The sequence below is a fragment of the Streptomyces sp. NBC_01485 genome, assembly GCF_036227125.1.
Taxonomy (GTDB): domain Bacteria; phylum Actinomycetota; class Actinomycetes; order Streptomycetales; family Streptomycetaceae; genus Streptomyces.
Genome location: NZ_CP109435.1, coordinates 5,774,814 through 5,794,497 on the forward strand (window position 1 = coordinate 5,774,814; position 19,684 = coordinate 5,794,497).

At 69.0% G+C, this 19,684-nt stretch carries 21 protein-coding genes; 16 read left to right on the forward strand and 5 right to left on the reverse strand.

The annotated features are described in order from the left end of the window. Window positions 1–216: 216 nt before the first annotated feature. From secY to truA, 11 genes are all read left to right on the forward strand, one after another. Entirely contained in the window at window positions 217–1,530 is a 1,314-nt protein-coding gene (secY, locus tag OG352_RS26245) for a preprotein translocase subunit SecY (protein WP_329220218.1), read from the forward strand. Further along, window positions 1,530–2,192 (forward strand): adenylate kinase, encoded by a 663-nt coding sequence (locus OG352_RS26250; protein ID WP_329220219.1) that lies wholly within the window; start codon window positions 1,530–1,532, stop codon window positions 2,190–2,192. The genes secY and OG352_RS26250 overlap by 1 nt, the downstream gene beginning before the upstream one ends. A 192-nt stretch (window positions 2,193–2,384) precedes the next feature. After that, a complete protein-coding gene (locus OG352_RS26255) occupies window positions 2,385–2,759 on the forward strand; it encodes a hypothetical protein (protein WP_329220220.1) in 375 nt (124 codons plus the stop codon). 151 nt (window positions 2,760–2,910) lie between these two features. Continuing rightward, window positions 2,911–3,747, forward strand: a complete 837-nt coding sequence (map, locus tag OG352_RS26260) for a type I methionyl aminopeptidase (protein ID WP_329220222.1) — start codon at window positions 2,911–2,913, stop codon at window positions 3,745–3,747. Between the two features lie 187 nt (window positions 3,748–3,934). Beyond that, on the forward strand, window positions 3,935–4,156 hold the full coding sequence (gene infA / locus OG352_RS26265; RefSeq protein WP_003948620.1) for a translation initiation factor IF-1: 222 nt from the start codon (window positions 3,935–3,937) through the stop codon (window positions 4,154–4,156). A 72-nt stretch (window positions 4,157–4,228) separates the two neighbouring features. Further along, window positions 4,229–4,342, forward strand: a complete 114-nt coding sequence (gene rpmJ, locus OG352_RS26270) for a 50S ribosomal protein L36 (RefSeq protein WP_003998809.1) — start codon at window positions 4,229–4,231, stop codon at window positions 4,340–4,342. A gap of 219 nt (window positions 4,343–4,561) precedes the next feature. Further along, window positions 4,562–4,942: a 30S ribosomal protein S13 gene (gene rpsM, locus OG352_RS26275; protein WP_020132619.1), complete on the forward strand. Its 381-nt coding sequence runs from the start codon at window positions 4,562–4,564 to the stop codon at window positions 4,940–4,942. Window positions 4,943–5,011: 69 nt separating this feature from the next. After that, window positions 5,012–5,416 (forward strand): 30S ribosomal protein S11, encoded by a 405-nt coding sequence (gene rpsK / locus OG352_RS26280; protein WP_010354218.1) that lies wholly within the window; start codon window positions 5,012–5,014, stop codon window positions 5,414–5,416. A 129-nt stretch (window positions 5,417–5,545) separates the two neighbouring features. Beyond that, window positions 5,546–6,568, forward strand: coding sequence for a DNA-directed RNA polymerase subunit alpha (locus tag OG352_RS26285; RefSeq protein WP_306949759.1), 1,023 nt, complete (start codon window positions 5,546–5,548; stop codon window positions 6,566–6,568). Between the two features lie 172 nt (window positions 6,569–6,740). Beyond that, a complete protein-coding gene (gene rplQ, locus OG352_RS26290; protein ID WP_329220226.1) occupies window positions 6,741–7,259 on the forward strand; it encodes a 50S ribosomal protein L17 in 519 nt (172 codons plus the stop codon). A gap of 92 nt (window positions 7,260–7,351) precedes the next feature. Continuing rightward, on the forward strand, window positions 7,352–8,209 hold the full coding sequence (gene truA, locus OG352_RS26295; RefSeq protein ID WP_329220227.1) for a tRNA pseudouridine(38-40) synthase TruA: 858 nt from the start codon (window positions 7,352–7,354) through the stop codon (window positions 8,207–8,209). Window positions 8,210–8,237: 28 nt separating this feature from the next. Here the strand turns inward: truA and OG352_RS26300 are convergent, their stop codons facing one another. Further along, window positions 8,238–9,113, reverse strand: a complete 876-nt coding sequence (locus OG352_RS26300; RefSeq protein WP_329220229.1) for a hypothetical protein — start codon at window positions 9,111–9,113, stop codon at window positions 8,238–8,240. Window positions 9,114–9,564: 451 nt separating this feature from the next. Between OG352_RS26300 and rplM the strand changes: the two genes are divergently transcribed. The 3 genes from rplM to glmM all read left to right on the forward strand — a co-directional run bounded on the left by rplM (window position 9,565) and on the right by glmM (window position 12,201). Further along, window positions 9,565–10,008 carry a 50S ribosomal protein L13 gene (gene rplM / locus OG352_RS26305; protein ID WP_020132189.1) on the forward strand — a complete coding sequence of 148 codons (444 nt, stop codon included), beginning with the start codon at window positions 9,565–9,567 and terminating at the stop codon, window positions 10,006–10,008. Window positions 10,009–10,052: 44 nt separating this feature from the next. Beyond that, window positions 10,053–10,574, forward strand: a complete 522-nt coding sequence (rpsI, locus tag OG352_RS26310; protein ID WP_329220231.1) for a 30S ribosomal protein S9 — start codon at window positions 10,053–10,055, stop codon at window positions 10,572–10,574. 268 nt (window positions 10,575–10,842) lie between these two features. Then, window positions 10,843–12,201, forward strand: coding sequence for a phosphoglucosamine mutase (gene glmM / locus OG352_RS26315; protein ID WP_329220232.1), 1,359 nt, complete (start codon window positions 10,843–10,845; stop codon window positions 12,199–12,201). A gap of 97 nt (window positions 12,202–12,298) precedes the next feature. Here glmM and OG352_RS26320 read toward each other — a convergent pair whose 3' ends face one another. Together OG352_RS26320 and coaA are read right to left on the reverse strand one after the other, a co-directional pair. Then, window positions 12,299–13,231, reverse strand: coding sequence for a DUF389 domain-containing protein (locus OG352_RS26320; protein ID WP_329220233.1), 933 nt, complete (start codon window positions 13,229–13,231; stop codon window positions 12,299–12,301). 16 nt (window positions 13,232–13,247) lie between these two features. Further along, a complete protein-coding gene (gene coaA, locus OG352_RS26325; RefSeq protein WP_329220234.1) occupies window positions 13,248–14,216 on the reverse strand; it encodes a type I pantothenate kinase in 969 nt (322 codons plus the stop codon). A 233-nt stretch (window positions 14,217–14,449) separates the two neighbouring features. On the opposite strand from coaA, the gene glmS reads away from it, so the two are divergent. Together glmS and OG352_RS26335 are read left to right on the forward strand one after the other, a co-directional pair. Further along, a complete protein-coding gene (gene glmS / locus OG352_RS26330; RefSeq protein WP_329220235.1) occupies window positions 14,450–16,297 on the forward strand; it encodes a glutamine--fructose-6-phosphate transaminase (isomerizing) in 1,848 nt (615 codons plus the stop codon). Between the two features lie 79 nt (window positions 16,298–16,376). Further along, complete coding sequence (locus OG352_RS26335) at window positions 16,377–16,712, forward strand: hypothetical protein (protein ID WP_329220237.1); 336 nt, start codon at window positions 16,377–16,379, stop codon at window positions 16,710–16,712. 132 nt (window positions 16,713–16,844) lie between these two features. On the opposite strand, the gene OG352_RS26340 is transcribed toward OG352_RS26335, so the two are convergent. Together OG352_RS26340 and OG352_RS26345 are read right to left on the reverse strand one after the other, a co-directional pair. Continuing rightward, window positions 16,845–18,611: a M16 family metallopeptidase gene (locus tag OG352_RS26340; RefSeq protein WP_329220239.1), complete on the reverse strand. Its 1,767-nt coding sequence runs from the start codon at window positions 18,609–18,611 to the stop codon at window positions 16,845–16,847. After that, window positions 18,608–19,591, reverse strand: a complete 984-nt coding sequence (locus tag OG352_RS26345) for a hypothetical protein (RefSeq protein WP_329220241.1) — start codon at window positions 19,589–19,591, stop codon at window positions 18,608–18,610. The genes OG352_RS26340 and OG352_RS26345 overlap by 4 nt, the downstream gene beginning before the upstream one ends. Between the last annotated feature and the right edge of the window lie 93 nt (window positions 19,592–19,684).

Genomic DNA, 19,684 nt, shown 5'->3' on the forward strand with positions numbered 1-19,684 from the left:
GGATATCCCACATCTGGGGTATCCCCGGTTGGTCGTTCCTAGGCGGTACTCTCGCCGGTAAGGTGACCTGCACTGCCCACTTTCAACGGGTGCTTCTCATGGGGCACCTTCAGCGGCAGTCGACCGTTACTCATGTCGTTGCTGTCGTTGTTCTCTTTATTGGACCCTCAAGACCGTCACCCTTGACGCAGATGCGCGGGGGTCGCAGGAGGCACCGTGCTCACCGCGTTCGCCCGGGCGTTCAAGACGCCCGACCTGCGCAAGAAGCTCCTCTTCACGCTCGGGATCATCGTGATCTACCGGGTCGGGACGCACATCCCCATCCCCGGTGTCGACTACACGTCCGTTCAGCGGTGTGTCGACGAGGCGTCCGGCAACCAGGGCCTCTTCGGTCTGGTGAACATGTTCAGCGGCGGCGCGCTGCTGCAGATCACCATCTTCGCGCTGGGCATCATGCCGTACATCACGGCCAGCATCATCCTTCAGCTGCTGACCGTGGTCATCCCGCGTCTGGAAGCCCTCAAGAAGGAGGGCCAGGCCGGCACGTCGAAGATCACGCAGTACACCCGCTACCTCACCGTGGCGCTCGCCATCCTGCAGGGCACCGGCCTGGTGGCCACCGCCCGCAGCGGCGCCCTGTTCTCCGGTTGCTCGGTCGGCTCGAGCATCGTCCCGGACCGCGCGATCTTCACCACCATCGTCATGGTCGTCTGCATGACCGCCGGTACGGCCATGGTCATGTGGCTCGGTGAGCTCATCACCGACCGCGGCATCGGCAACGGCATGTCGATCCTGATGTTCATCTCGATCGCCGCGACGTTCCCGTCCGCGCTGTGGGCCATCAAGAAGCAGGGCACCCTGGCGGGCGGCTGGATCGAGTTCGGCACCGTCATCCTGGTCGGCCTGGTCATGGTCGGTCTGGTGGTCTTCGTCGAGCAGGCGCAGCGCCGGATCCCCGTGCAGTACGCGAAGCGCATGATCGGCCGCCGGTCCTACGGCGGTACCTCGACGTACATCCCGCTCAAGGTGAACCAGGCCGGTGTGATCCCGGTCATCTTCGCCTCGTCGCTGCTCTACATCCCGGCCCTCGTCGCCCAGTTCTCCAGCGGGACCTCCGGCTGGAAGACCTGGATCGAGACCAACCTGACCAAGGGTGACCACCCGATCTACATCAGCATCTACTTCTTGCTGATCGTTTTCTTCGCGTTCTTCTACGTGGCGATCTCCTTCAACCCCGAGGAAGTCGCCGACAACATGAAGAAGTATGGTGGCTTCATCCCGGGCATCCGGGCTGGCCGGCCGACCGCTGAGTACCTGTCGTACGTGCTCAACCGGATCACCTGGCCGGGTTCGCTGTATCTGGGTCTGATCGCCCTTGTCCCGACAATGGCGTTGATCGGTTTCGATGCGAACCAGAACTTCCCGTTCGGTGGTACCAGCATCCTGATCATCGTGGGTGTCGGTCTCGAGACGGTGAAGCAGATCGAGAGCCAGCTCCAGCAGCGCAATTACGAAGGGTTCCTCCGCTGATGCGTATCGTCCTCGTCGGGCCGCCGGGCGCCGGAAAGGGAACGCAGGCCACTCGCCTTGCCGAGAAGTTGCGCGTTCCGCACATCTCCACGGGCGACCTGTTCCGCGCCAACATCAGCCAGAAGACGGAGCTCGGGAAACTCGCGAAGTCCTACATGGACGCCGGCAACCTCGTCCCCGACGAGGTCACCATCGCCATGGCCAAGGACCGCATGGAGCAGCCGGACGCCGAACTCGGCTTCCTGCTCGACGGGTTCCCGCGCAACGTCTCTCAGGCCGAGGCGCTCGACGAGCTCCTCACCACCGAGGGCATCAAGCTGGACGCGGTACTGGACCTGGAGGCCCCGGAGGCGGAGGTCGTCAAGCGGATCGCCGGCCGGCGCATCTGCCGTAACGACTCCTCGCACGTCTTCCACGTGACGCACAAGCAGCCCGCGGCGGAAGGCGTCTGTGACGTCTGCGGCGGCGAGCTGTACCAGCGGGACGACGACTCCGAGGACACCGTCCGCACGCGGCTCGAGGTCTACCACACGCAGACCGAGCCGATCATCGACTACTACAAGACGCAGGGACTGGTCGTCACCATCTCCGCGATGGGCAAGGTCGACGAGGTCACGGCTCGCGCCATGGGCGCGCTCCAGCGTGACGAGGACGGCAAGTAGCAGCGTTCGAGATTTCGTGGAGAAGCCCCCGTCGTCCACCAGGACGGTGGGGGCTTCTTTGCTGTTTTTTGTCCGTGGACATGCAGGATCTTGGTTGTTAAGGTCGAGACGATCACTGCGGGGCGGCCGTCAACTGGGCTGTTCTGCAAGCTAGTTGGGTCGTTCTGCGACCTACGGGGAAACGGGGTATGTATGGCCAGGACCAAGTTCGCCCGCGCCGGCGTAGTCGCCGCGGCGGCTGTGACGCTGATCGGCTTCGCAGCCTCTCCGGCCGCCGCCGACAACCTGAAGATCAGCCTGCCGAACGGCCGCGGCACGATGGAGCACATCGACGGCGGCGACAAGTTCAGGGTCTGCGACACCAGGGCCGACGGCCACGGCGTCAAGGGTCAGCTTCGGGGCATCGATGCCAGAAACCACATCTTCGTCATCATGACCATCAACGACGGCGGCGACGCCGACTGTGGCGTCGCGTCGCACGACATTCGTCTCGACACGCCCCACGACATGGTGCTGTGTTGGAACGGCGGCGGCGCCTGCGTGATCTCGCGCGTCTTCGACGAGTGAGCCTCGCGCGCTGACGAGCAAGCCCCGGTCGCGTGTGTCGGCCGGGGCTTGCCCGCGTCTGGCGTGAAGGCCTTCGGCGCTTCGGCGTACGTCTGTACGTACGCGTATTCTGGTGTGCCGCAATACCCGTGGCCAGGAGGCGCAACTCATCATGGTGCAGATCAAGACCCCCGAGCAGATCGCCAAGATGCGGGCGGCGGGGCTGGTCGTCGCCGCCATCCACGCTGCCACGCGCGAAGCGGCGGTGCCGGGGGCGACCACCAAGGACCTGGACGAGGTCGCGCGCAAGGTCCTGGCGGAGCACGGCGCGAAGTCGAACTTCCTGGGGTACGGGGGCTTCCCCGCCACCATCTGCACCTCCGCGAACGACGTCGTCGTCCATGGCATCCCCTCCGACGAGGTCGTCCTCAAGGACGGCGACATCATCTCCATCGACTGCGGCGCGATCGTCGACGGGTGGCACGGGGACGCGGCGTACACGGCGTTCGTCGGGTCCGGTCACGCCCCCGAGCTGGTCGAGCTGTCGCGGGTGACCGAGGAGTCGATGTGGGCCGGCATCGCCGCCATGAAGCCCGGCAACCGCCTGGTGGACGTCTCGCGTGCCATCGAGACGTACATCCGCCGTCAGCCCAAGGCCGGCGGCGGGCGGTACGGGATCATCGAGGACTACGGCGGGCACGGCATCGGTACCGAGATGCACATGGATCCGCACCTGCTGAACTACGTCGACCGCCGGCGGGGGAAGGGGCCGAAGCTGGTCCCCGGCTTCTGCCTGGCGATCGAGCCGATGGTGTCGCTCGGCACTCCGCGGACCGAGGTCCTGGAGGACGACTGGACGGTCATCACGACCGACGGCACGTGGTCCTCGCACTGGGAGCACTCGGTCGCCCTGACCGAGGCGGGGCCGCTGGTGCTGACGGCTCCCGACGGGGGCAAGGCGAAGCTGGCGGAGTACGGCATCGTGGCGGCCCCGGATCCGCTGGGCTGAGTCGTCGCCCCCGTCGCCCCGGCCCGGCTGGTTAAGGATCTCCCCCTTGGGGCAGACTCTCTCGATTCGTCTTTCCGGGTGCGCTGACGTAGACTGACTCGTCGGCTCTCGTGCACCCGCATGCCTGCATGCGCCCGTAAGGGAAAGCAAGTGAGTCGATCAAGGTAGTCGATTCGAAGGGCGAAGCGTGGCCAAGAAGCAAGGTGCCATCGAGATCGAGGGCACTGTCGTCGAGTCTCTTCCGAACGCCATGTTCAAGGTCGAGCTCCAGAACGGCCACCAGGTCCTGGCACACATCAGCGGCAAGATGCGTATGCACTACATCCGTATCCTCCCTGACGACCGGGTCGTGGTGGAGCTGTCTCCGTACGACCTGACGCGTGGCCGGATCGTCTACCGGTACAAGTAGATCTTGCCCCTGCCCCGTGCACTGTCGTGTGTGCGGGGTTGCCGGCAACTGACCCGGAGAACCTCACATCCCATGAAGGTCAAGCCGAGCGTCAAGAAGATCTGCGACAAGTGCAGGGTGATCCGCCGTCATGGTCGGGTCATGGTCATTTGCGAGAACCCGCGCCACAAGCAGCGCCAGGGCTGATCGCAGACGGATCACACCCTCTGCACAGATATCGCAGAGACTTCGCGCGACGCGAGCAGATTGTGTTCATACGCAGAGCCCGGGCACGTAAGCATGCGTGCCCGATACCCCCGGTTCGGAGGCTGGGGACCCGGTCCGTACCAAATCTTCCAAGGGAAGAGGACGGCGGCTGGGAGTCGGTTCTGCGGAAGACCTCCGAGGATCAACTGGAGCCATTGAATGGCACGCGTTTCCGGTGTCGACATTCCGCGCGAAAAGCGCGTGGAGGTCGCCCTCACCTACGTGTTCGGCATCGGCCGGACCCTTTCCCAGGAGACGCTGGCAGCGACCGGCGTCGACCCGAACACCCGCGTTCGCGACCTCTCCGAGGAGCAGCTCGTCGCGATCCGCGAGTACGTGGACGCCAACATCAAGACCGAGGGTGACCTTCGTCGCGAGATCCAGGCCGACATCCGCCGCAAGGTGGAGATCGGCTGCTACCAGGGTCTCCGTCACCGTCGTGGTCTGCCGGTCCGCGGTCAGCGCACCAGCACGAACGCTCGTACCCGCAAGGGCCCGCGTCGCGCCATCGCCGGCAAGAAGAAGCCGGGCAAGAAGTAGTCCGCAGCGGACAACGCTTCATCAGCGGTCTTCGCTGTAGGACCGACCACCTCCCCGTAGGAGTAATAGATGCCCCCCAAGGGTCGTCAGGGCGCTGCCAAGAAGGTGCGCCGCAAGGAAAAGAAGAACGTCGCGCACGGCCAGGCGCACATCAAGAGCACGTTCAACAACACGATCGTGTCCATCACGGACCCGGCCGGAAACGTGATCTCGTGGGCCTCCGCCGGCCACGTCGGCTTCAAGGGCTCGCGCAAGTCCACGCCGTTCGCCGCGCAGATGGCCGCCGAGTCGGCTGCCCGTCGCGCGCAGGAGCACGGCATGCGCAAGGTCGACGTCTTCGTCAAGGGCCCGGGCGCCGGTCGTGAGACCGCCATCCGCTCCCTGCAGGCGACGGGCCTCGAGGTCGGCTCCATCCAGGACGTCACCCCGACCCCGCACAACGGCTGCCGTCCGCCCAAGCGCCGCCGCGTCTGATCTGACGTACGGCTGCTTGGTCTGAGGTTTTCGGGCGGTACGGCTCCCTCATAAGGGCTGTATCGCCCGTACCCTTGCAGTAGCAGAAGGGCGTCAAATAGCGGGCGCCCCTGACTGAAGGATCGCAACATGCTGATTGCTCAGCGTCCGTCCCTGACCGAAGAGGTCGTCGACGAGTTCCGCTCCCGGTTCGTGATCGAGCCGCTGGAGCCGGGCTTCGGCTACACCCTCGGCAACTCCCTCCGCCGTACCCTCCTGTCCTCGATCCCCGGCGCCGCTGTCACCAGCATCCGGGTCGACGGCGTGCTGCACGAGTTCACCACCGTGCCGGGCGTCAAGGAGGACGTCACCGACCTCATCCTCAACATCAAGCAGCTGGTCGTCTCCTCGGAGCACGACGAGCCGGTCGTGATGTACCTGCGCAAGCAGGGCCCGGGTCTGGTCACCGCCGCCGACATCGCGCCCCCGGCCGGTGTCGAGGTGCACAACCCCGACCTCGTCCTCGCCACGCTCAACGGCAAGGGCAAGCTGGAGATGGAGCTGACCGTCGAGCGCGGTCGCGGCTACGTCTCCGCCGTGCAGAACAAGCAGATCGGTCAGGAGATCGGGCGCATCCCGGTCGACTCGATCTACTCGCCGGTTCTCAAGGTCACGTACAAGGTCGAGGCCACGCGTGTCGAGCAGCGCACCGACTTCGACAAGCTGATCGTCGACGTCGAGACCAAGCAGGCCATGCGTCCGCGTGACGCCATGGCTTCCGCCGGTAAGACGCTGGTCGAGCTGTTCGGTCTCGCCCGCGAGCTGAACATCGACGCCGAGGGCATCGACATGGGTCCGTCCCCGACGGACGCCGCCCTCGCCGCTGATCTCGCCCTGCCGATCGAGGAGCTCGAGCTCACCGTTCGGTCGTACAACTGCCTCAAGCGTGAGGGCATCCACTCCGTGGGTGAGCTCGTGGCCCGCTCCGAGGCCGACCTGCTCGACATCCGCAACTTCGGTGCGAAGTCGATCGACGAGGTCAAGGCGAAGCTGGCCGGCATGGGTCTTGCCCTGAAGGACAGCCCGCCCGGATTCGACCCGACCGCCGCCGCGGACGCCTTCGGCGCGGACGACGACGCGGACGCGGGCTTCGTGGAGACCGAGCAGTACTGATCGGTCTCAGCTGCGGGCCCGGCTGTGGCTGGTCGCGCAGTTCCCCGCGCCCCTCGGGGCGCGGACCCTCCGGGCGTCTGGAAAGGCGCCCGGATCTCCGACAGGCGATCGTCTGCTCGGACACTGACCTCGGTACCTGATACGGCCGGGGCAGACACACAGGAGAAGAACCATGCCGAAGCCCACCAAGGGTGCCCGTCTGGGCGGCAGCGCCTCGCACGAGAAGCTGCTTCTCGCGAACCTCGCGAAGGCGCTGTTCGAGCACGGCCGTATCACCACCACCGAGGCGAAGGCGCGCAAGCTGCGTCCGTACGCCGAGCGTCTGGTCACCAAGGGCAAGAAGGGCGACCTTCACAACCGCCGTCAGGTGCTCCAGATCATCACGGACAAGAGCGTCGTGCACACGCTCTTCACCGAGATCGGCCCGCGCTACGAGAACCGTCCCGGTGGCTACACCCGCATCACCAAGATCGGTAACCGTCGTGGCGACAACGCGCCCATGGCCGTCATCGAGCTGGTCGAGGCGCTGACGGTCGCACAGCAGGCGACCGGTGAGGCCGAGGCCGCCACCAAGCGTGCGGTCAAGGAGGCCGACGAGGCCCAGGTCGAGGAGACCAAGGCCGACGAGGTCGTCGAGGACGCCAAGCCGGAGGCGGCCGAGGCCGCTGCCGAGGAGTCCAAGGACGCCTGAGGCTCCGCCTGACGTCGGAAGCGGGTTCGCCCTTCGGGGCGGGCCCGCTTTCGCGTTTTTGGAAGCGGACCCGGTCCTGAGAGGATCTCCACGTGAGCGACGAAGCACAGCCCGGACACGTACGGATACGTCTCGACCTCTCCTACGACGGGACCGGGTTCTCCGGGTGGGCCAAGCAGGCCGGGGGCCGGCGGACCGTGCAGGGGGAGATCGAGGACGCCCTGCGGACCGTGACGCGGTCGACGCGGACGTACGAGCTGACCGTGGCCGGGCGCACCGATGCCGGGGTGCACGCGCGGGGGCAGGTCGCCCATGTCGATCTGCCGGAGGAGGTCTGGCGCGAGCACCACGAGAAGCTGCTCAAGCGGCTCGCCGGGCGGCTGCCCAAGGACGTGCGGGTGTGGGCGCTGCGGGAGGCGCCCAGCGGCTTCAACGCACGGTTCTCCGCCGTCTGGCGGCGGTACGCGTACCGGGTCACCGACAACCCCGGGGGTGTCGATCCGCTGCTGCGGGGCCACGTCCTGTGGCACGACTGGCCGCTCGACGTCGACGCCATGAACGAGGCCGCCCGGCTGCTGCTAGGCGAGCACGACTTCGCCGCCTACTGCAAGCGGCGGGAGGGCGCGACCACCATCCGGACGCTGCAGGCGCTGAGCCTGGTGCGCGGGGACGACGGGATCATCACCGCGACCGTCCGGGCCGACGCCTTCTGCCACAACATGGTGCGCTCGCTGATCGGGGCGCTGCTGTTCGTGGGGGACGGGCACCGGAGGCCGGAGTGGCCCGGGAAGGTGCTGGGCGCGGGCGTACGGGACTCGGCAGTGCACGTCGTACGGCCGCACGGGCTGACGCTGGAGGAGGTCGGCTACCCGGCCGACGAACTGCTCGCCGCGCGCAGCAGGGAGGCGCGGAACAAGCGGTCGCTGCCCGGTGCGGCCGGGTGCTGCTGACCCGGCCTCTTCCCGCAGGTCGGCCAGGTCAGTTGTCGGCCGCCGCCGAGGCCTGGGCCTCGCCGCGCTGGCGGATGCGCTGGAAGGCGAACTCGGCGAGGTCGTCGCCCGTGGTGAAGGCCGCGGTGTCCTTCGTCGTCACGTTCTTGCCGTTGGTGAAGCCGGTGATCGTGAAGTAGGCGTACCGGCCGTAGGAGTTGGTCGTCGAGCGGCAGATCGCGCCCTCGCAGAAGGCCTTGACGTCGCCGCCGGTGAGGGCCTTGACGATGCTCCGGTCGTCGGCCTGGCTCTTGGCCTTGAGGGCCTGCGCCTCGGTGTCGAAGACGGCCACGCCGACCGTCACCGCGAGGTCGTCCTTGGTGTACGTGATCCGCATGATGCGGGTGCAGCCGTTGGCGGTGAGGACCTTGGCCAGAGTGCCCGCGGCGCCCGTGGTGCACGTGGTGCTGTCCGCCTTGGGGCCCTTTTTGTACACGGCCGAGCCCATGGTGAGCTGTGTGCCGGGGAAGAGGAGGTCGGGGCCGTTGGGGGCGGTGTCCTTGGCCTCGGCGGCGACGAACTCCTTCGGGTCCAGCGGGGGCGGGGCGCTGGTCGGCGCGAAGGACGGGTCGGTGGACGCGCTCGGCAGGTCGGCGGTCGCGGGCAGTGAGGCCGTCGGCCTGCTCGCCTCGTCGCTGCCGTTCGCCGACACCACGGCCATGGCCACGGCGGTGCCGATGGCGAGCGTGGCGAGCGCGCCGCCGCCTATGAGGAACAGCCGGCGGCGCTTGTTGCGTGTCTCGGACGCCTCGGCGAGCGCGGCCCAGTCCGGGGTCCGGCCGTCATCGCCGGAGGCCCACGGCTGCTGGGAGTTCGGTTTCCACGGATCCCACTGGGACTGAGGTCCCCCCTGCCCATAGCTCATGGGCCGCATCTTAGACGGGGAGCGGGGGTTGCTGTTCCGTTCCGACGGGCATCGCGGGACCCGGGGTTGCGGGCGGGAGTGCGGGCAAACGCGACATCTCCGGGTGGTTCGGTACGGCGTTCCCGCAGGCCGCCGTACCGGCCGTCGTGGCGCGTGTGGCGCGGGCCACTCGGGACGGGGGGTTCCGGCGGCGGTGGAGAGGGCGTGGCCGGGGCGGTGGGCAGGGTGGTGGCCGGGGCCGTTTTGACCCGGCCCCCCGGACGCGGGTATCCTGCATCTTCGTTGTGTATTGGCGCGCTCTTCTCACGGGACGGGCCCTTACACCGGTCCACCGGGCCGATGACCAGCGACCAGCACGCGGTATGCGTCGCCGCAGTGCGGTCTGGGCTGTCGTGATCGTCTTCGGTGACCTTGTCAGGACCATTCACTGAAGAAGCGAAGGCTACGAACCGTGCGTACGTACAGCCCCAAGCCCGGCGATGTGACGCGCCAGTGGCACGTCATCGACGCTCAGGACATCGTCCTGGGCCGTCTCGCCACCACTGCCGCGTCCCTCCTCCGGGGCAAGCACAAGCCGATCTACGCGCCCCACGTCGACACCGGTGACTTCGTCATCATCATCAACGCCGACAAGGTGCACCTCTCCGGCAACAAGCGGACCCAGAAGATGGCCTACCGCCACTCCGGGTACCCGGGCGGCCTGCGCTCCGTGCGCTACGACGACCTCCTGGCGAACAACCCGGAGAAGGCCGTCGAGAAGGCCGTCAAGGGCATGCTCCCCAAGAACACGCTCGGCCGTCAGATGCTCTCGAAGCTGAAGGTCTACAAGGGTGACGTGCACCCGCACGCGGCGCAGCAGCCTGTGCCGTTCGAGATCACCCAGGTCGCGCAGTAATTCCGGCCACACCGCCCCAAGCTGAAGAGAATCTGAGGAGAACCGTGGCCGAGACCACTGCCGAGCAGCCGCTCGAAGAGACCGAGCTCGTCGACATCGACAGCTACACCACCGAGTCCGAGGTCCCCGTCGAGGGTGAGTACACCTCGGAGTCCCTGGCCTCCCGCTTCGGCGAGCCCCAGCCGGCCGCCGGCCTGGGTCGCCGCAAGAACGCCATCGCCCGCGTCCGGATCGTCCCGGGCACCGGCAAGTGGAAGATCAACGGTCGCACCCTCGAGGACTACTTCCCGAACAAGGTGCACCAGCAGGAAGTCAACGAGCCCTTCAAGGTGCTCGAGCTCGAAAACCGTTACGACGTCGTCGCCCGCATCTCCGGCGGCGGTGTCTCCGGTCAGGCCGGCGCGCTCCGTCTCGGTGTCGCCCGCGCGCTGAACGAGGCCGACGTCGACAACAACCGCGCCGCGCTCAAGAAGGCCGGCTTCCTCACGCGTGACGACCGTGCGGTCGAGCGCAAGAAGGCCGGTCTCAAGAAGGCCCGCAAGGCCCCGCAGTACAGCAAGCGTTAAGCTTCGCTGCCTGCTCGTACGTATATCCGGGTCGGGCCGGGTTCGGCTCGCCCGTACGTACTCCGAACGCCCCGGCGGCACGCCACAGTGTCGCCGGGGCGTTCGTTTTCTCGCAGCCGTGGGCGTATAACGGCACAAGGTGCTCAAAGGCTTGTGTGATCGGATGTTCAGGGCATCCAATGCCTGGATGCGGGAGCCGCCGCGGATCGGCTGAGCCGTCCGACGCACCCGCACGGCTTTTGAAACTGACGCTTCCTCAGGAGGACAAGTGGGACGACTCTTCGGCACGGACGGCGTGCGCGGTGTCGCCAACGCGGATCTGACGGCGGAGATGGCGCTCGGCCTGTCCGTCGCGGCGGCGCACGTGCTGGCCGAGGCGGGTACCTTCCAGGGGCACCGGCCGGTGGCCGTGGTCGGACGGGATCCGCGCGCGTCCGGGGAGTTCCTGGAGGCCGCCGTGGTGGCCGGCCTGGCGAGCGCCGGTGTGGACGTGCTGAAGGTCGGCGTGCTGCCCACGCCCGCCGTCGCGTACCTGACCGGCGTGCTCGGCGCCGACCTCGGCGTGATGCTCTCCGCCAGCCACAACGCCATGCCCGACAACGGCATCAAGTTCTTCGCCCGCGGCGGCCACAAGCTCGCCGACCAGCTCGAGGACCGGATCGAGTCCGTCTACGACGAGCACCGCACCGGCGCGCCCTGGGACCGGCCGACCGGCGGCGGCGTCGGGCGCGTCCGCTCCTACGACGAGGGGTTCGACCGGTACGTCGCCCACCTCATCGCCGTCCTGCCGAACCGGCTCGACGGGCTGAAGATCGTCCTCGACGAGGCGCACGGCGCTGCGGCGTGGGTGTCCCCGGAGGCGTTCGCGCGGGCCGGCGCGGAGGTCGTGACCATCGGGGCCGAGCCGGACGGGCTCAACATCAACGACGGGTGCGGCTCCACGCACCTGGACAAGCTGAAGGCCGCGGTCATCGAGCACGGGGCCGCCTTCGGCATCGCGCACGACGGGGACGCCGACCGGTGCCTCGCCGTGGACCACACGGGCGAGGAGATCGACGGGGACCAGATCCTCGCCGTGCTCGCCCTGTCCATGCGCGAGCGGGGGGTGCTGCGCTCGGACACCGTCGTCGCGACCGTCATGTCCAACCTCGGCTTCAAGCTGGCCATGGAGCGGGAGGGGATCCAGCTCGTGCAGGCCGCCGTCGGCGACCGGTATGTGCTGGAGGAGATGAAGGAGCACGGGTACGCGCTGGGCGGTGAGCAGTCCGGGCACGTGATCATCCTCGACCACGCGACGACCGGGGACGGGACGCTGACGGGGCTCATGCTGGCGGCCCGGGTCGTCCAGAGCGGGCGCTCGTTGCGGGAACTGGCCTCTGTGATGGAGCGGTTGCCTCAGGTGCTGATCAATGTGCCTGACGTCGACAGGTCCCGTGTCGGGGACTCGGCCGAGCTTGCTGTTGCTGTTGGTGAGGCGGAGCGGGAACTCGGGGCCACCGGGCGGGTGTTGCTTCGGCCTTCCGGGACCGAGCCGTTGGTGCGGGTGATGGTCGAGGCTGCTGATATCGATCAGGCTCGGGCTGTTGCCGGGCGGCTGGCGGATGTTGTGAAGTCGGCGCTGGGTTAGGAGCCGGGTCGGGTTGGGGTTGGGGGTTCTGTTGTTTGCGGGCTGCGGGTGCTTCGTGGCTTGTCGCGCAGTTCCCCGCGCCCCTGGGGTGACTGCGCTAACCCGTGATTGATCGTTGCCGTGCCCAGAGCGCCTTCTGGGCCAGCAACGTCAGCGTGCCGGCCAGGATGATGCCCAGGAGGTTCAGCAGGAGTTGTTCTGTTGAGCCCCAGGTCTGTTCGGTGTCGCCGTAGCTGAGGGCTACGGCGGCGTTGGCGGCTGCCGGGACCGTCGTGACCGAGATGGCCACGCCCACCAGGGCGCCGGACTTCGCGGAGGTCAGGGAGAGGGTGCCGGCGATGCCTGCCAGGACGGCCACGATGAACGAGAACGGGTCGGGGGCGTAGACGAAGCCGGTCTGGGGGCGGGGGCCGTCCAACTGCTCCCTGCTGAACTGGCCGAGGGCGTCCATCAGGAGGCTGAAGCCCACCGTCACCGCCATGGCCACCGCGAAGCCGGCCAGCAGGGCGATCAGTGAGCGCAGGGCCAGGCGGGGTGCGCGCTGCACGATCGACGTGGAGATGCCGGCCAGCGGGCCGAACTCGGGGCCCACGGCCATCGCCCCCACGATCAGGACCGCGCTGTCGAGCACCACACCGCAGGCCGCGATCATCGTGGCGAGGGTGATGAACGCGATGTAGGTGATGGAGAGCGTCGACTCCTCGTGGGTGGCGTCCGCGAGGTGCTCCCACAGGACCGCGTCGGCGCCCTCGCCGGGCGCCTCCGCCTCGGCCTTGTCGGCGCGCAGGGAGAGCGACAGGTCGATGTTCTCCACGGCGATCGAGCCGGTCTTGTCCAGCCCCAACTGCTGGAGGCCGGTGAGGAGTTCGTCCCCCGCCTCGCGTGCCACGTCGCACAGGACGACGTCGCCGACCGGGTTGCGGGCCGCGCCCGGCACCACCACGAGGTGGGTGGTGCCGACGGTCTTCTCGATCAGGCGGACCACGTCGTCGGTCCGGTCCGACGGGGTGATCAGGCGCAGGTGCAGCATGGGGGCAGGGTAGCCGTCAGAGTTTGCGCAGCCGCAGGCGCTGCACCTTGTGGTCCTGGCCCTTGCGGACCACGAGGGTGGCCCGGCCGCGGGTGGGGGCGATGTTCTCCACCAGGTTGGGCTTGTTGATGGTGCGCCAGAGGGTGCGGGCGTAGTCGACGGCCTCCTCCTCGGAGACCTGGGTGTACTTGCGGAAGTACGAGTCGGGGTTCTGGAAGGCGGTTCGGCGCAGTTTCCCGAACCGGCTGAGGTACCAGCGCTCGATGTCCTCGGCGCTCGCGTCGACGTACACGCTGAAGTCGAAGTAGTCGGCGAGGCCGACGCGGGTGCGGCCGTCGTTGCCGGGGAGGGCGGGCTGCAGGACGTTCAGGCCCTCGACGATGAGAATGTCGGGGCGGCGGACGGTGAGCCTGCGGTCCGGCACGATGTCGTAGATCAGGTGGGAGTAGACGGGCGCTGTGACCTCGTCCTTGCCCGCCTTGATGTCGGCCACGAAGCGGGTCAGCGCGCGGCGGTCGTAGGACTCGGGGAAACCTTTCCGCGCCATCAGACCGCGGGCCTCCAGCTCCTTGGTGGGGAGCAGGAAGCCGTCCGTGGTGACCAGTTCCACGCGGGGGTGTTCCGGCCAGCGGGAGAGGAGCGCCTGCAGGAGGCGGGCGACGGTGGACTTTCCCACGGCGACGGAGCCCGCGACGCCTATCACGAACGGGGTCCCGGACTGCGAGCCCTGTTCGCCGAGGAAGGTGTTCAGGGCGCCGCGCAGGCCGTCGGTGGCGCCGACGTAGAGGTTGAGGAGGCGGGAGAGCGGGAGGTAGATGTCGCGCACCTCGTCGAGGTCGATGACGTCGCCGAGTCCGCGCAGCTTCTCGACCTCCTCGGCCGTCAGCGGCAGCGGCGTCTTCTCGCGCAGCGCGCTCCACTCGCTTCGGGTGAGGTCGACGTAGGGAGTCGCCTCCGGCCTGTGCCGGTGGGCGCTCCGGGGCATCGGGGAGACCGGAGAGATCACACTCCATTGTGAACGGAGTTTGAACGGGGTGGCGGGTGGGGTCCGTCACGGTCCGGGGAGTAGGGGGAAGTAAGGGGGGAGTGGTGTGGAGGGCAGGGGTGGGGTGAGGAGGGGGGAGTTGGGGTGAGGAGGGGGCGTACGGGCGTGGGAATTTCCGGAATCGGGCACGTGGAGGCTCTTTCGGGGCAGTGATCGGTCGTAGGCTGCCGCGCATGTGCGGAATCGTGGGATACGTGGGGTCTCAGTCGGCGCTCGACGTCGTCATGGCCGGACTGAAGCGGCTGGAGTACCGGGGGTACGACTCGGCGGGTGTCGCCGTGCCGGCCGACGGGGGGCTCGCCGCCGCCAGGAAGGCGGGCAAACTCGTCAACCTGGAGAAGGAGCTGACGGAACGGCCGCTGCCGGCCGGTACGACGGGCATCGGGCACACGCGCTGGGCCACCCATGGCGGGCCCACCGACGCCAACGCCCATCCTCATCTCGACAACGCGGGGCGCGTCGCCGTCGTGCACAACGGGATCATCGAGAACTTCGCCGCGCTGCGGGGCGAGCTGGCCGAGCGGGGGCACGAGCTGCTCTCCGAGACCGACACCGAGGTCGTGGCGCATCTGCTCGCCGAGGAGTTCTCCGTGACCTCCGACCTGGCGGAGTCCATGCGGCTGGTGTGCCGACGGCTGGAGGGGGCGTTCACGCTGGTCGCGGTGCACGCCGACGAGCCCGATGTGGTGGTCGGCGCGCGGCGGAACTCGCCGCTGGTGGTGGGCGTTGGAGAGGGTGAGGCCTTTCTCGCCTCGGACGTCGCCGCGTTCATCGCCCATACGCGGTCGGCGATCGAGCTGGGTCAGGACCAGGTGGTGGAGCTGCGCAGGGACGGCGTGACGGTGACCGGGTTCGACGGCCGTCCGGCGGACGTGCGCTCGTATCACGTCGACTGGGACGCGTCGGCCGCGGAAAAGGGGGGTTATGACTACTTCATGCTCAAGGAGATCGCCGAGCAGCCCAAGGCTGTCGCCGATACCCTGCTGGGCCGCATCGACGCCTCCGGGGCGCTGACCCTCGACGAGGTGCGGATCCCGGCCGCCGAGCTGCGGAAGGTCGACAAGGTCGTCATCGTCGCGTGCGGTACGGCCTTCCACGCGGGCCTCATCGCCAAGTACGCCATCGAGCACTGGACGCGCATCCCGTGCGAGGTGGAGCTGGCCAGCGAGTTCCGCTACCGGGACCCGATCCTGGACTCGACGTCGCTCGTCATCGCCATCTCGCAGTCCGGCGAGACGATGGACACGCTGATGGCGCTGCGGCATGCCCGGGAGCAGGGGTCCAAGGTGCTGGCCATCTGCAACACCAACGGCTCGACCATCCCGCGTGAGTCGGACGCGGTGCTGTACACGCACGCCGGGCCGGAGGTGGCGGTCGCCTCGACGAAGGCGTTCCTGACGCAACTGGTCGCCTGCTATCTGGTCGCGCTGTATCTCGGCCAGGTGCGCGGCACCAAGTGGGGGGACGAGATCCAGGACGTCGTCCGGGACCTCGCGCAGATCTCCGGCGCCGTCGAGCGGGTGCTGGAGACCATGGAGCCGGTGCGGGAGCTGGCGCGGTCGCTCGCCGGCAAGGACACGGTGCTGTTCCTGGGGCGGCACGTGGGGTATCCCGTCGCCCTGGAGGGTGCGCTGAAGCTGAAGGAGCTGGCGTACATGCACGCGGAGGGGTTCGCCGCGGGGGAGCTGAAGCACGGGCCGATCGCTCTCATCGAGGAGGATCTGCCGGTGGTGGTGGTCGTGCCCTCGCCGCGCGGGCGGTCCGTCCTCCACGACAAGATCGTGTCCAACATCCAGGAGATCCGGGCGCGGGGTGCGCGGACGATCGTGATCGCGGAGGAGGGGGACGAGGCGGTGGTGCCGTACGCCGACCATCTCGTACGGGTGCCCGTCACGCCGACCTTGCTCCAGCCGCTGGTGACCACGGTGCCGTTGCAGGTCTTCGCGTGCGAACTGGCGACGGCTCGCGGCAACGAGGTGGACCAGCCGCGCAACCTGGCGAAGTCGGTGACGGTGGAGTAAGGGGGGCGGTTCGGGCCGAGGCTCTGAGGGTGCTCAAGTCGCTTGGCAGGTGCGGAGTCTGACGGTCACGATGATCCGTATGACAGGGATCGCGGGACTGAACAAGAAGCAGGACTTCGTGCTGGTCATCCGGGACGCCGACGTGATCGCGACGGCGCTGCGCGAGGTGCTGGCCGAGGCTTCGGACGGGGAGCGGGCGGGGCTGGAGCGAGCGGTCGCGCTCGTCGAGGCCAGGGTCGCCGTCGGCGAGGCCCAGTTGCGCGCCGACTGGGTCCGCGCCCGGCTGGCCGCCGCCGGTTTCACGGGGGACGTCGCCTCGATCGCGGCGGTGAGGGCGCTGCGCAAGGCGGAGCCGACGCTGAGTCTGCTGGCAGCGGCTCTCCTGCAGAAGGACGCGGTGGCCCATCCGGAGTGATGCGGGGGGCTTCGGGCGGGTGCCTTGGGGGTGCTTCGGCGGTAGGTGTGGTGGCGGGTGCGGTGGCGGGCGGCCTTGTCTCACGGCGAGTCGGCCGCCCGCTCGCCCGCTTGTACCGAGCCTGAGCACGGGTTAGCCGCGTCTGCGGCTCCTTCGGGCCGTGTACAGCTTCCAGGTGGCGAAGGCCAGGGGGAGTTCCATGATCCAGACGCCGGTGACCGCGTCCCACTCCGGGTCGGCGGCCGCGGACTCGTCGGCGGTGATGATCCCGCAGAGCAGGCCCCAGGACACCGCCAGCAGGCCCACGAGGCAGAGGGCGGTGGTCCAGGCCCACGTGGCGCCGGTGCCTGCGGCGGATCGCGGTGCGGAGGTCGCCTTGCGGGGTTGCGGCTGGGGGATGTGGCCGGGGTCGCGGGCCGGCATCCGTACCGTCGCCTCGGAGGGGGCCGCCGCGTCCAGTGCCGCTATGCGCTCCGGGGTCACCCCCCGGTACAGCGTGGGTTCCACGGTGACCGAGAAGCCGTCGTGGCCGGTGAGGCTGCGGGCGCCGTCGGGGCGGGTGGTCATCGCCGCGCAGGCGTCGTAGCGCACGGTGATCGGGCCCCTGGGGGTCAGGAGGCTGACGCCCTCGGCGCCGATGACCAGGGTGACCTGCTCGTCCTCCAGGGACTGGTGGCGGGTGCCGGTGACGGAGGCGGTGGAGCACTGGGGGGCGAGGGTGAGGCCCGCCCAGTCGACGCCCCGGCCGGGGACCTGGAGCAGCGCGCCGTCCCAGGCCTCGCGGGCGACCTCGCGCAGGTCGTCCAGGGTCACCGCGTTCAGCTCCGCCTTGTGCTGCTCGGGGGTGAGGATGCGGTGCCCGAGCAGCAGGCTCAGCGCGTACGAGGGGAGGGTGGCGGCGCCGAGGTCGGGGGTGTCGTAGATCTTGAGGAGCTTGGTGCGGGCGGAGTCCAGTTCGGACTGCTCGATGCGGCCCGCGCGGAGGCGGGCGAGGGTGTCGACGAAGCCGCCGACGACCGCGTCCTGCTTCTGCGGGAGGGAGTCGGCGTACGCGGTGAGGGTGGCGAAGTCGGCGTCGCGCGGGGCGTAGTCGGCCTCCGCGGAGTAGGAGTAGCCGCCCTCCTGGCGCAGGTCCTGGAAGAGGGCCTTGCCCAGGACGTCCGCGAAGACACTGGCCGCGGTCGAGCGGCGCAGCACCGAGGTGAGGACGACGTGGCCGTCGTCGCCGCTGATGTACGCGGGGGTGGTGGGCAGGGCGCTGGTCGCGGCGGGGGCGGGGAAGCGGGTGCCTGCGGGGAGGGTGAGGTCCAGGCCCTCGGGGACGTGGTCGCTGGTGATCCAGAGGACCGCGTTGTCGCGGGTGAAGCGGGTCTGCGCCCAGTGGCGGACCTGGTCGGGGGTCAGGCTCCAGGTGCCCAGCTCGTTGTAGCTGGACAGGCCGTAGCCCTGGGCGCCGTAGCGCCACAGCGGCATCCGCTGCTGGGGGCCGCCGCCGCGGCCGGCCGCCTCCGTGCGGAGGATCTCCTTCTCCGTCTCCAGCCGTTCCATCGGCAGGTCGCGCAGCCCCGCGCACACGCTGTTGAGGTACGTGACGACCTCCTCCTCGCTGCCGTGGACGTGGAAGAGGGTGTATGCGTTCGCCGTCGCGCCGTTGTAGTGCAGGTCGGACAGGCCGAGGCGGTGCAGGGCGAGGTGCTCGACGAGGTGGGTGAGGCCGGCGGTGGCCAGGGTCTCGTCGGCGTGGCCCACCCGGAAGAAGAGACCGGCGGTGATCTCGTTGCCGGACGCGGGGGCGGGGGCGTAGAGGGTGGGGATGTGGTGGGTGGTGGTGTGGGAGATCAGGCCGGTGAGGGCGGCGAGGGCGTCCACGGTGCTGTCGTCGTGCAGGTCGGTGGTCATCGGCTGCCCCCTCCTCGGGTGTCCAGCGCGGACTTGCGGCAGTTGAGGAACGCCGACTTCTTGTCGGGCAGGTACTGCCACGGGAACTCGGACGCGCGGTCGCCGAGGAACGCGAAGTGCGGGGCCGCGTCAGCGAAGTGGCCGCCGAGCGAGAAGGCGAACGCGAACGCGTTGTGCGCGCCGATCGAGTTCCAGTCGGGCCGGTGGTCCGGGTGCAGTACGGAGACCTGGGCGGCGAAGCGCAGGTCGTCGCGGACCGGCAGCCCGCGCATGTAGGCCGCGTCCTCGCCGCCGGGCAGGTCGAGCCACTGCTCGATGTGGACGAGGGCGACCAGGGCGGCGGCGTTCGAACCGTCGGGGGCGGCGGTCGCGCACTCGCGGGCGAAGCCGTGCGCCGCGTCCCACGAGCCGCTCCACTTCGGGCACAACTGCTGGAGCAGTTGGGTCTGGGCGCGGTAGTGGTGGGGGTGGTGGGCGGCCAGCCGGTCGTAGCGGCGGCGGGCCTCCGCCTGCCCCAGTTGCAGCCCGCGCGCGGTCATCAGGCGGGCGGTCCAGGCGGGGGCGTACGCGGGGTGCTCGGCGCACACCTCGATCAGTATCTGCTCGGCCCGGCGCAGCCAGTCGTGGAACTGGCTGAACTGGTCCCGCGAGACGTGCTGGGCGCGGGCCCCGCTGCGGATGTCCCAGCCGATGTAGACGTACCGCTCGGCGAGGAGGGTGCGCGGGAGCGGGTCGGCGGGCTGGTCGGCGGCCGCCCGCTCCAGGAAGTCCTCGACGCCGGGAAGGTCGGCGAGGAGGCTGGAGGCCGAGGCGAGCTTGTCGACGGAGTCGAGCGCCGCGAAGCAGTCCCGGACGGCCGGCCAGTGCCCGGCCTGCGCGGCGCTGCGCAGCGGGATCAGCTCGGGTGTGTTGTCGTACGGGTCGAAAGTCGGGCCTGATGAGCCCGCGCCCATGGGTCTGGCGCTGGTGGTGCTGGTCATGCCGTCCGCCCCCTGGCGTCACTGTCCGCGGCGCGCGGGCTGGCCCCCCAGGGCGCGCGGCGGGGTTCGTCTTCTTCCTGACGTCGTCGAGCT